Below are 12,816 nucleotides of genomic sequence, written 5' to 3' on the forward strand. Positions count from 1 at the left end.
AACAATTCACTTGATTATGACCTGCACAGTAAAAAATTGATAAAAAAGTTATTATTTTTGATATTTTTGATGATTCAAATAACACAATATTGAAACACTCAGGTATGATTAGCCAATATATTTTTAATACACTTAACTAAATGCTATTTGATTAATTCAAGGTTTTGTTGAGAGCAAAAGGGGATTATTCTCCTTCATAACATTTTAGGATATTTTGATCTTATGTTTAAAAAATTACGCGGCATGTTTTCTAATGATTTATCAATAGATTTAGGAACGGCGAACACTCTTATTTATGTAAAAGACCAAGGCATCGTTTTGAATGAGCCTTCGGTAGTTGCTATTCGCCAAGACCGCTCTGGTGGTTCAAAAAGTGTTGCCGCAGTAGGTTCTGCTGCAAAACAAATGCTAGGCAGAACGCCAGGTAATATTGAAGCTATTCGCCCAATGAAAGATGGTGTTATCGCTAACTTTTTTGTTACTGAGAAAATGCTGCAATACTTTATTAAGCAAGTTCATAGTAATAATTTCTTGCGTCCAAGCCCTCGTGTGCTCGTTTGTGTTCCTTGTGGCTCAACTCAAGTAGAACGTCGTGCGATACGTGAATCAGCACTTGGTGCGGGTGCTCGTGAGGTTTATCTTATTGACGAGCCAATGGCTGCTGCTATCGGAGCAGGTATGCCTGTTTCAGAAGCAACAGGTTCAATGGTCGTCGATATTGGTGGTGGTACCACCGAGGTTGGTATTATTTCATTGAACGGTGTAGTCTATTCTTCTTCTGTACGTATCGGTGGTGATAAATTTGATGATGCTATTATTAATTATGTACGCCGTAACTTTGGTAGTTTGATCGGCGAAGCAACTGCTGAGCGTATTAAACATGAAATTGGTTCAGCCTATCCAGGTGAAGAAGTACTAGAAATTGAAGTACGTGGCCGTAATTTAGCAGAAGGTGTTCCTCGCAGTTTTACGTTGAACAGCAATGAAATATTAGAAGCACTACAAGAACCACTAACCGGTATTGTTAGTGCTATTATGGTTGCTTTAGAGCAAGCGCCACCAGAACTAGCTTCTGACATTTCAGAGCGTGGTATGGTACTTACAGGTGGTGGTGCATTATTACGTGACTTGGATCGTTTATTAATGGAAGAAACGGGCATTCCTGTTGTCGTTGCTGATGATCCACTTACGTGTGTGGCTCTTGGTGGTGGTAAAGCGCTTGAGATGATTGATATGCACGGTGGCGATTTATTCTCTTATGAGTAAGTAACACTTCCGTCTGTCGTTGTAGGGTAAATTTAGCTATTAGAAGTACTTATTGATTAATCTCATCTTGTATCTATTACTTAAATTTACCTATGTAGCTTAACGATGACCATTCCCTAAATAAATTTTAGGTTTATATGAATCCAATATTTAAACATGGCCCTTCCCCTCAGCACCGACTCTTGTTGGTGCTGTTTTGTTCTGTGTCTTTAATTTTCTTCGATCACAAAATGAATAGCTTTGAAAATATTCGGGGTTATTTACAGTCTCTGGTCAGCCCCTTACAGTATTTAGCGACGACTCCTAAGCAAGTCATGACTTGGGCTGCCGAAAATATTGTTACGCGGCGACAACTACTCAGTGACAACCAGCAATATAAAGTTGAAGAATTGCGTTTTCATCAACAACTATTAGAACTTGAAATTATCAAGAAAGAAAATGCGCGGTTGCGTTTATTACTGGCTTCGCCGATACGTGGTGAAGTAAAGAAAATGGTCGCTGAAATAATATCAGTCGACTCTGATCCTTATAGTCAGCAAGTCGTTATTAATCGTGGCAGTGATGATGGTGTCTTTGAAGGTCAACCGGTTATTGACGATGAAGGTATTGTTGGGCAAATATTACATGTGGGTATTAATAGTAGTCGGGTAATTTTAATTACTGATGTTACCCATGCCGTACCTGTTAGAGTTAGTCGAAATGGTGTGCGTTTAGTCGCTTCAGGAACAGGGCAAATAGACAGATTAACCCATAATTTTGTGCAACACAGCACCGATGTTCGCACGGGTGATTTATTAGTAACTTCAGGTCTTGGCGATAAGTACCCTGAAGGGTATCCTGTTGCGCGAGTGACCAAAGTTTCACAGAATGATGCAAATGCTTTTGCTTTAGTACAAAGTCAGCCAGTCGCTAAAATTGATCGATTACGCTATTTATTGTTGCTGTGGCCTGAAAAAGCATCAGAAATTTTTGCACCTTCGCAAAAAGTAGTAACACCAAACGTACCTGATAATAAAAAAAGTGAAGATAGTACAGGACTAAATAATGTCGATACGTAACCTTTTGATTATTATTTTTACGACGGTTATCGCTTTAATCGCCAGTATTATGCCATTACCCCAAAGTATTGATGTTTTTCGTCCAGACTGGGTGTTAGTGGTATTAGTATACTGGTGCTTAGCCTTACCCGCGCGTGTTAATGTTATAACCGCTGGTTTTGTTGGCTTATTACTCGATGTTTTACTGGGGTCTATTCTCGGTGTGCACACGATGGCGATGGCTCTTGCTGTTTATATTATCGCGGGCAACTTTCAAAAAATTAGAAATTTCTCTGTTTGGCAACAATCACTCATTGTTGGTGTTTTATCGGCGTTATACCATTTAATTGTTTTTTGGATGCAACGGTTTTTAACTGATGCTGTGTTCCTACCTAGTTATTTATATCCGGTGATCACAACGATTGTACTGTGGCCTTGGGCGTTTTTATTATTAAGAAAAGTACGTCGTCACTTTCGTATTACTTAACCCCTGTTATTGACCCGTTAACTGAGTAATTTTTCTATGAAGTCCGTTTTAATTTTAGCGTCACAGTCACCACGAAGAAAAGAATTACTTAGCCAACTGGGTTATCAATTTCAAACTATTTCTGCCGATATCGATGAAAGCATCATCGACAATGAATCACCAAGCGATTATGTGTTACGTTTGGCGATTGAAAAAGCGACGGTAGTCTCAAAAAATCAAGTAGCAGGTAGTGTCGTGCTCGGTTCTGATACTAGCGTTATTTTTGACAATCATATTCTTGGTAAACCGGAGAATATTGCAGCATGCTGTCAACAACTGCTAATGTTATCAAACAACACTCACCAAGTACTGACCGCCATTGCCGTTGTAAAAAACAAACAAATATTATCCGCGGTTATTTCTACGGATGTTACCTTTAAAAAATTGTCTGTTGAAGAAATTAAGCGCTACTGGCATACCGGCGAACCTCAAGATAAAGCAGGCTCGTACGGTATTCAAGGTATTGGTGGACAATTTGTGACACAAATTAAAGGTAGTTATTCTGCTGTAGTCGGTTTACCTTTATATGAAACAGCAAAATTATTGGCTGAGTTAGGTTTACCTACCCCTGTTCAAGACCAAGCAAGCCCCCTCAGCGACGGAGAAATTTTATGAGCGGTGAATTACTGATTAATGTAACCCCAAGTGAAACTCGAGTTGCGCTAATAGAAAATGGCGTATTGCAAGAAGTTCATGTTGAACGTGAATCTCGTCGTGGTTTGGTTGGCAATATTTATCTAGGTAAAGTTATTCGGGTTTTACCGGGTATGCAAGCAGCCTTTATTGATATTAATTTAGAAAAAGCCGCGTTCTTACATGCTTCAGACATCAACACTAAACTCATTATTAGTAATGACGATTTGCCCGCTGACCACGTACCTGACATTAGAGCGTTAGTGCATGAAGGCCAACAAATTGTGGTTCAGGTCATTAAAGATCCACTGGGCACCAAAGGAGCGCGCTTAACCACAGATATTACCGTAGCCGCTCGATATCTGGTGTTAATGCCAAATGCTAATCATGCGGGCATATCACAACGTATTGAATCTTCAAAAGAGCGCAATCGTCTCAAAGATATTATTACACCATATTGTAGTGAAGAACACGGCTTTATTGTTCGAACGGCTGCTGAAGGTGCTGATGAAAAAGAATTAAAACATGATGCTGAATTTTTACGTCGTGTCTGGAAAAAAGTGCAAGACCGTAAAAAAAGAAAGCAAATGAAAGCGCCTATCTATCAAGATCTTTCATTAGCATTTCGTGTACTCCGTGATTTTGTTGGTATTGATCTTGAACGAATTCGTATCGATTCAAAACTGACTTTTGAGCAGTTGCGGGAATTTACCGAAGAATTTGTCCCTAATTTAACCCCTTTTTTAGAGAATTACCCAGGGGAGCGACCAATCTTTGACTTGTTTGATGTCGAAAATGAGATACAAAGAGCGTTGCATAGAAGAATTGAATTGAAGTCGGGTGGTTACTTAATTATTGATCAAACCGAAGCGATGACCACGATTGATATAAATACCGGTGGATTTGTCGGCCATCGTAATCTAGAAGAAACTATTTTTAATACTAATTCAGAAGCCACACAAGTCATTGCTCGACAGTTGAGACTGAGAAATCTAGGTGGCATCATTATTGTCGATTTTATTGACATGAACAGTGCCGAGCACCAAAAACGTGTGTTACACAGTTTAGATGTTGCGATGGCGAAAGATAATGTTAAATACAGTATTAGTAAGTTTTCTAAGCTCGGCTTAGTAGAAATGACCCGCAAACGTACCCGAGAGAGTTTAGAACATATATTGTGTGGCGAATGTTCAGTGTGTTCAGGTCGAGGGCATTTAAAAACTGTTGAAACCGTTTGTTTTGAAATTTTGCGTGAAATAGTACGAGTAAATCGCGCCTATGATTCAGATAAATTCACTGTTTATGCTTCTTCTGCAGTGAGTGAATCACTAATTAATGATGAATATCATCACCTTGCTGAGTTAGAAGTCTTCATCGGTAAGCAAATTAAAGTTCAGACAGAAACCATGTATAATCAAGAGCAGTTTGATGTGATTATGATGTAATTAAAAACTATCAATAAAGGCCATTAGGGTCTTATTGTTACTTAAACTTAGGTTTATAGTTCCAGACTAAACCTAAGTCCCTACATCCGTGTAGGCAATTTAGTATGATGGCTTCAAACATGATTTAACGGTAAATAAATCAATCACCGTAAGTTAAAAATTAAGATAATTAAGTGTGTAGTAAATTCATTTTATGAGTATTTCAGCTTTTTCGAATCGTTGGTTAAATCGACTGTATAAAGTATTGGCAATTTTGTTGGTGCTTTTTGCGGTACTGATCAGTGCGTTTCGTTTATCTTTGCCCTACGCACATAATTTTCATCAAGACTTACAATATTATCTCAATGAAACTTATGATAGCAATGTAACCATAGGCTCGTTGAGCATGGAGTGGGAGGTTGACGGGCCAACGATAGTTGTTGAAAAAGTTAATGTGCTAGATACTCAAACCGTTAATATATTTGTGGCTCGTATGGAATTGACTGTTGATTTCTGGGGAAGCTTACGCCATCAAAAATTGATTTCTCAAGATATAACCTTAGCAGGTGTGCAAGTTTTTTTTGATAAAGCACTATTAACGGCAAAAGATCAAAGCGCGGAAGATAGTACCGTTATTGCTACCATCAGCGATGTATTGTTTCAGCAAATTAATCGCTTTTCATTAATAAATAGCAATATTACCCTGCAAGATGAGTCAAAAACACGAACTTTTGTGGTCGACCAACTTGCTTGGGTAAATAATGGCAATCATCACCGAGCTACGGGTAGTATGCTTATTGACGGGTTAACATCTAATAATATTAAATTTAATCTTGATGCATCTGGACAAGATCTTCGCGATTTAAGTGGTCAACTATATCTTGAAGCAAATAAGCTTAATGTAACTCCTTGGCTAGATACTGTTTTTGCTATCGAAAATAACAAAACTTATTCATCGGTTAATTTTAGTGCTTGGTATACCTTAAACAAAGGCAAAGCCAACAGGTTACAAATCGCATTAGGCGATAATGAAGTGAGCTGGCTTTTTAAAGATGAATTACACAGTATTCGCATCGACGAAGGTAATATCTTGGTTGAAAATTTTGACGATGCTAAAAACATAAGCACTACGACCACACCATTACAGTTCTACACCAATAATAAGGCTTGGCAGCCTTTAACCATCAGTACAAAAAGAACAGCCAATGGCTTACTCACGTATATCTCTTCATTAGAATTGTTTGGTTTAGCTGACCTTTATCCACTTTTTTCTGGTCACCCAGAGAGTGAAACATTATTAAATAACCTTGCTCCAGTTGGCCAGATAACCGACGTTTATCTACTCAATAATGACGATGATATTAAAGCCGTAGCGCAATTTTCCGATGTTACCTCTTCGTTTAGTCAAGGGATCCCCGGCGTTGAAAATGTCAGTGGTGAACTTACCTTCACTCAAAAAAACTTGCAGGTTAAATTGTTAGCTGAAAATGGAGAGCTAGATTTTGACCAACACTTTCTTTATCCCATTCCATACCAATCGATTGCTGCACGAGTTAATGTCGACTTTAATCATGCTGAACTATTGGTGAAAGTTCAGCAAATCGAAATGATATCAGAACAACTTCATGCTACCGCCGATGTAGAAATTAAAGCGCTGGAAGATGAAACGATCACGATGGCATTACTCGCTAATGTGCATCAAGGTGACGCTAAGCTCGCAAACTATTTTTACCCACATCTACTGATGGGGCAGGAGCTTGTCGATTACTTAAACTTAGCCATCATTGACGGGGAATTCGCACAAGCTCAAGTGCTTTTTAATGGGCCACTCGATAAATTTCCATTTGAAGATAATAGCGGTGTGTTTGTTGTTAATGCAGAATTGGTCAAGAGTCAATTTCAGTTCGATCCAAGTTGGCCAGTGATTAATGATTTTGATGCTAACTTAAATTTCACTAACAACAGCATGCTAATTACGGGGCGAGGTGGCGAGCTTACTGGTATAGACGTTACCGGTGTTAAGGTTGCTATTGATGATTTAGCTGGCCAACAAATATTAACGGTTGCCGCGAATTTTAAAAATACCCAAGCCAATGCAGTAAGTGACTTAATGAACAAGAGTCCGTTGGCCGACACGGTTGGAGAAACACTAAACCAGCTACAAGTATCAGAAAATATTTCAGGTAGCTTTGCACTAAATTTACCTTTGAATGACCTTGATAGTGCTGTGGCAAGTGGCAAAGTTGAGTTCAAGAATAATAAAATAGTATTGCAAGCACCTGCCATGAACTTTACAGAAGTGAATGGTGAATTGAGCTACGAAAATGATGTAATAAAGACGCAAGGACTGACATTAAATTGGCGAAAAATGCCCTTAGCACTGAAAGTAGAAGCTCAGGATACTAACCGTAAATATTACCAAACATTGATTAACCTACAAGCGCAGTGGCCAGAAACTGCTTGGAAAAAAGAGCTGCCAGAATTACTTGAAAAATATGGTCAGGGTCTGTTAGCGTGGCAAGGTGATTTAACGCTAAAGATGCACCATCAAGCTGGTTTTAGTTATGAACTCTTACTGGACTCTACTTTAGAAAATATAGCACTTTCATTACCTGCTCCTTATAAAAAAATAGCCGATGATGTACTTAATGTTACGGTAAAAGTTTCTGGAGAGGAAAATTCATCCGTACTTTACGCACAAATCGGTGATGAGCTGAATTTTTATGGTGAGTTAAATCATAGTAAAGTGCAATTTACTAAAGCACATTTAGTCTTAGGTAATGAACATATGTTATTACCAACGGAAGGCTTTCATATCACGACAAACTTATCTACCGCCTCAGTAACCGAGTGGCAACCGTTAATTTTTGATATTCTTGATGGCATAGAACAAGCATCGGTAAATACAACTGCAGATAATGTTACCCTGTTAAGTGCGCCTAAACGTATTAGGGGCAAGGTTGAAAAGCTTAATGTATTAGGACAAGAATTAACTGACGTCTCTTTTAATCTTAACGATGAAGTGCAATGGTGGTTACTTGAATTGCAAGCCAAAGAAACACGAACCAAAGCTAAGTTTTATCCTGATTGGCATCAACAAGGGATAGAGCTTAATGCTGATTTTATTCACTTAACGGCAGATGATGAACTTGTTAATGAAAGTCTTGTTGAGGAACCATCAGAAGAACCGATAAGTAACGATGTTATTTTTGCTAATATTCCGCCTATTCGCGGAAAATGTTCGAGTTGTAGCTATGGAAAGTTTGATTTTGGTGAAGTTGATTTTTCTATTGAACGGTCTGCTGTTGATACGTTAACCATCAAAAAATTTACGGCTACACGGGGGAAAACACAGTTAAGTTTTGATGCCAATTGGCAACATAATGCCGATGAGTCTCAAACCACTGTTATAGGTCAATTGAAAGCGAAAAATGTTGATCAAGAAGTCGAGAAATTAGGTTATCCTTCAACGATAAAAGATAGTGAATTGGACTTGTACTATAATTTCAACTGGACAGGTAGCCCTTTAGATTTCGCGATAGAAAGCTTTAACGGTACAAGCCAAGTTAAACTTTCAGACGGATATTTAGCTGAAGTACCTGATCAAGCCCGAGCATTCTCACTACTCAGTTTGCAGTCCTTAGTGCGTAAATTGAAGTTTGATTTTCGAGATATTTTTAGTGATGGTATGTTCTATGATTCCATTAAAGGAGATTTTGAGGTCAAAAATGGCATTGTTTATACCGATAACACTTTTATGAAAGGTGCGGCAGGCGACTTGTCTATAAAAGGTAATACCAACTTAAATGACCAAGTACTCGATTATAAAATGTCTTATAAGCCCAATTTAACCTCAAGCCTACCGGCCATTGCCTGGATAGCGACATTAAACCCATTGACCTTTATTGGTGCTTTGGCTCTTGATGGTGTTATTACCTCGCAAGTTGTTTCAGAATATAAAATGGAAGTTACCGGGCCAATTGATTTACCCGTAGTAAAAGTAGTTGATAAAAAAACCCAAAATATAAAAGTTGGCCGTTCAACACCTCCTGAAGTTATTGATAGCATTCCTGATCAGAACAATATCACCCCTGTGACGCCAGTAAATAAAACAGAGGGTATAAAAGATCACAAGGAAATAAACCTAGATGGTTAGACTTACGGCAATACAACTATGCTCTGTACCGAATGTTGAAGAAAACCTAGTGAGTATTGAAGCTGAATTAGCCCGATTATCGCCAGTTACTTCGAGTGATGAACATATTGTTGTTTTACCTGAGTGTTGTTTGTTCTTTGGAGGAAAAGACGCTGAGCAATTAGCAGTATCTAAACGATCATTAAAAGATAAGCTGGCAACGTTAGCCAAAAAATATCAGGTGCTTTTGGTTGCTGGTAGTATTCCACTAGTAACCTCAGCTAAAATTGAAGATAAGTTTACTAACAGTAGTTGTATTTTTTCACCGCAAGGTCATGAGTTAATACAGTACGATAAAATTCATTTATTCGACGCTAATGTTGAAGATAACGAAAAAAGTTATCGTGAATCTCGCTATACTCAAGCAGGTGATAAAATTTGTTGTTGGCAAGCTGCAACTGTGAATATTGGCTTAACAATTTGTTATGACTTGAGATTTCCTGAACTTTATCGCCAACTTCGCTTGTTAGGTGCTGATATTATTACGGTACCAAGCGCCTTTACTGTGATAACCGGTCAAGCACATTGGCAAACATTATTACAAGCACGTGCCATTGAAAATCAAGTATATATTGTAGCTGCAGCCCAACATGGTACGCATCTTAATGGTAGAGAAACATGGGGACACAGTATGATTATCAGTCCTTGGGGAGAAATACTTAGCTGTATAGAGCAAGGTATTGGTAGTATTAGTGTTGAATTTTCCCGTGACGAACTAGACAGAGTAAGAGCAGCAATGCCTGTTACTGAACATAATCAATTTGAAAGCACATTAAAACGCCCAAATTAAATAAATTAATACGATAAGTGAAAAATATGAATAGTGTTGAACGCGAACTTTTAGCCGATAGCCAAATTGACCGAGATCTTTTAGATCAAACGTTAAACAATATATATCAACGAAACATTGATTTAGCCGACTTATACTTTCAGTCGAGCTGTCATGAGTCATGGATGCTAGAAGATGGCATTGTCAAAGAAGGTTCATATAATATTGAACGTGGTGTTGGTGTGCGAGCAATATCAGGCGAAAAAACTGGTTTTGCTTACTCTGATGATATTTCTCCCCTCGCGTTAAAAAAAGCAGCTGATGCCGCTAAAGGTATTGCAAATGCCGACCAAAATGGTCGTGTACTTGCTTTTAAAAATCAAACGGTGAAATCAGTTTATCAAGCCACTGATCCGTTAGGCAGTCTAGCGCAAGAGCAAAAAATCACCTTAATGCATGAAATTGAAGCCCATGCTCGTTCAGTTGATAAGCGTGTTCAGCAGGTTATTGTTAGTTTGTCAGGTGTTTATGAAAAAATATTAGTGGCTGCTAGCGATGGTACTTTTGCTACTGATATACGACCACTGGTTCGCTTAAATTGCTCAGTATTAGTTGAAGATAATGGTAAACGTGAACGTGGCAGTGCTGGCGGCGGTGCTCGAACTGATTATAGTTATTTCTTTGAACTTGAAAATGGTAAAGCACGTTATTTAGCTTATGCCGAAGAAGCGGTTCGTCAAGCTTTAGTCAATGTGGTGGCAATAGAATCTCCAGCTGGCATGTTACCTGTTGTACTTGGTTCAGGTTGGCCGGGCGTGCTATTGCATGAAGCCGTTGGTCATGGTTTAGAAGGTGATTTTAACCGTAAAGGTTCGTCAGCATTTTCAGGTAAAATTGGTCAAAAGGTGACTTCTGATTTATGCACTATTGTTGATGATGGCACAATCCCTAATCGCCGTGGTTCAATTTCAATAGATGATGAAGGAACGCCAGGACAATACAATGTACTGATTGAAAAAGGTATTTTGAAAGGTTATATGCAAGATAAGCATAACGCTAAGCTGATGGGTGTAGCACCTACCGGTAATGGGCGCCGTGAATCTTATGCACATTTACCTATGCCTAGAATGACTAATACTTATATGCTTGCGGGTGAACATGATCCAAAAGATATTATTAAGTCAGTGAAAAAAGGCATTTACGCGCCACATTTTGCTGGTGGTCAAGTTGATATTACCTCTGGAAAATTTGTTTTCACCAGCTCTGAAGCTTACCTTATTGAAAACGGTGAGATTACTTCGCCAATAAAAGGCGCTACGTTAATTGGTAGTGGTCCTGAAGCGATGAAAAATGTCAGCATGGTCGGTAACGACCTGAAACTTGACGCTGGCGTTGGTGTTTGTGGAAAAGATGGACAAAGTATTCCGGTAGGTGTTGGCCAACCTACTTTGAAAATCAATGAAATGACAATTGGTGGCACTCAGTAGTTCATTTCTGAATAAATTACTTTTAAGAAAGTCATCCGCTATTTAGAAATAAATGGCTGATGACTTTTTTTTTGCGCTAGCTACTAAGAGGAATATTTTGGCAAAACATTATAAAAGTAATAACAATCGCTATTTTTATTAACAGGGATTGAAAAACAGTTCTAATTGTTATAATGTAACAACATATGCGTAGTAATTACTTTCTATTTACACAGTTTTTTTCACAGAGTCGGCAATCAATAATAAGTTTATTGATCATGTCTGCATTTCTGTGCGCCACGCTTAGTCATAGTTCTCATGGTGAATTGATACCTGATAATGTTGAATTACAGCAGTGTAAACTGTGTCAGCATAACATTGACACACCAAAGAATAATATCACCTTAAAACTGGTTAACGTCAGTAATTATCAACAATCCACGCAAACGTTAATTATAGTTAATCGTTACACGCCGTTTTATTTGATACCACAATTACGTGCCCCCCCTGTTCAATAGATAATAATTAATGCAGTTCAAAAATAAAAATTTTAGAAAATTAGCTTAATCGCTAATCTTCTTTAGATCTATCTATTGGAAAAAAAATGAAATCAATTTATATCAATAAAATTGCGCCTTTGTGTGCTTTATCATTATTAATGGTCGGCGCTGCCAGCCATGCTCAAAAATTTTCAGGCGTAGTATTTGATGCCGATGGCAACAGAATTGCGAAAGCTAAAGTTTCTTTGGTTAATACCAAATATAAAGCAGTTACTGACGAAAAAGGCCAATTTACTTTTAATGATATTGGTGTTGGTAAAGTAGAACTTCATGTTAGCGCTAAAAACTTTAGTCATATCAACGAGTATTTCACCATTACCGATCAAGACATGACCGAGGTGACAATTTCACTCAGTGCTACGGTCATGGAAGTGGTTGATGTTTATGCGACACCTTTGCATTCATCGAGTATTGAGTCGGCCTTGCCAGTAAGTGTTATTTCTGGTGACGAGCTGCGTTTAAAGCAAGCATCTACATTAGGTGAAACACTAAAAAATGAAGTGGGTGTACATTCAAGTTATTTTGGCCCAGTAGCAAGTAGTCCTATTATTCGTGGTATGGACGGACCAAGAGTGTTAATCACACAAAATGGTTTAGACGTAGGAGATGCGTCTCGCGTCGGACCAGACCACGCGGTTGCAGCCGACGCTGGTACCGCTCAACAGGTAGAAGTACTACGTGGTCCGTCAACGCTTTTTTATGGCAGTGGTGCGATAGGTGGCGTGGTGAATGTCGTTGATAATAGAGTACCTACAAATACTGATAATCAGGTCGATTATTTACTAAAGCATAATGATGTTGCAGATGAAAATGAAGCGACACTCAATATAAACACAGGGTACAAAAGTTTAGCTGTGCATCTTGATGCGTTTTGGCGTGAATCTAATGATTATAAGATCCCAGGCTATGCGACTGCAGAAGAAGACCATGATGAACATGA

At 38.4% G+C, this 12,816-nt stretch carries 10 protein-coding genes; all 10 read left to right on the forward strand.

The features are described 5' to 3' along the window. Positions 1–222 precede the first annotated feature (222 nt). Positions 223–1,266, forward strand: a complete 1,044-nt coding sequence (locus H4J67_RS08340) for a rod shape-determining protein (RefSeq protein WP_070375565.1) — start codon at positions 223–225, stop codon at positions 1,264–1,266. 137 nt (positions 1,267–1,403) lie between these two features. Continuing rightward, on the forward strand, positions 1,404–2,324 hold the full coding sequence (mreC, locus tag H4J67_RS08345; RefSeq protein ID WP_182175467.1) for a rod shape-determining protein MreC: 921 nt from the start codon (positions 1,404–1,406) through the stop codon (positions 2,322–2,324). Beyond that, entirely contained in the window at positions 2,311–2,790 is a 480-nt protein-coding gene (mreD, locus tag H4J67_RS08350) for a rod shape-determining protein MreD (protein ID WP_070375567.1), read from the forward strand. Before mreC ends, mreD begins: the two co-directional genes overlap by 14 nt. A 36-nt stretch (positions 2,791–2,826) precedes the next feature. Beyond that, complete coding sequence (locus H4J67_RS08355; RefSeq protein WP_182175471.1) at positions 2,827–3,444, forward strand: nucleoside triphosphate pyrophosphatase; 618 nt, start codon at positions 2,827–2,829, stop codon at positions 3,442–3,444. Continuing rightward, the gene (gene rng, locus H4J67_RS08360; RefSeq protein ID WP_182175473.1) at positions 3,441–4,907 is read left to right on the forward strand and encodes a ribonuclease G; all 1,467 of its coding nucleotides are present in this window, start codon (positions 3,441–3,443) and stop codon (positions 4,905–4,907) included. Before H4J67_RS08355 ends, rng begins: the two co-directional genes overlap by 4 nt. A gap of 193 nt (positions 4,908–5,100) precedes the next feature. Next, positions 5,101–9,042: a YhdP family protein gene (locus H4J67_RS08365; RefSeq protein ID WP_182203453.1), complete on the forward strand. Its 3,942-nt coding sequence runs from the start codon at positions 5,101–5,103 to the stop codon at positions 9,040–9,042. Next, entirely contained in the window at positions 9,035–9,871 is an 837-nt protein-coding gene (locus tag H4J67_RS08370) for a carbon-nitrogen hydrolase family protein (RefSeq protein WP_182175475.1), read from the forward strand. Before H4J67_RS08365 ends, H4J67_RS08370 begins: the two co-directional genes overlap by 8 nt. Before the next feature lie 26 nt (positions 9,872–9,897). Then, the gene (gene tldD, locus H4J67_RS08375) at positions 9,898–11,337 is read left to right on the forward strand and encodes a metalloprotease TldD (RefSeq protein ID WP_182175476.1); all 1,440 of its coding nucleotides are present in this window, start codon (positions 9,898–9,900) and stop codon (positions 11,335–11,337) included. Positions 11,338–11,594: 257 nt separating this feature from the next. Then, positions 11,595–11,834, forward strand: a complete 240-nt coding sequence (locus H4J67_RS08380) for a hypothetical protein (RefSeq protein WP_182175477.1) — start codon at positions 11,595–11,597, stop codon at positions 11,832–11,834. A gap of 86 nt (positions 11,835–11,920) precedes the next feature. Next, a partial coding sequence (locus tag H4J67_RS08385) for a TonB-dependent receptor plug domain-containing protein (protein ID WP_182203455.1) occupies positions 11,921–12,816 on the forward strand: 896 nt, incomplete at its 3' end.

Source organism: Colwellia sp. BRX10-4 (genome assembly GCF_014077465.1).
In the GTDB taxonomy this organism is placed as follows: domain Bacteria; phylum Pseudomonadota; class Gammaproteobacteria; order Enterobacterales; family Alteromonadaceae; genus Colwellia_A.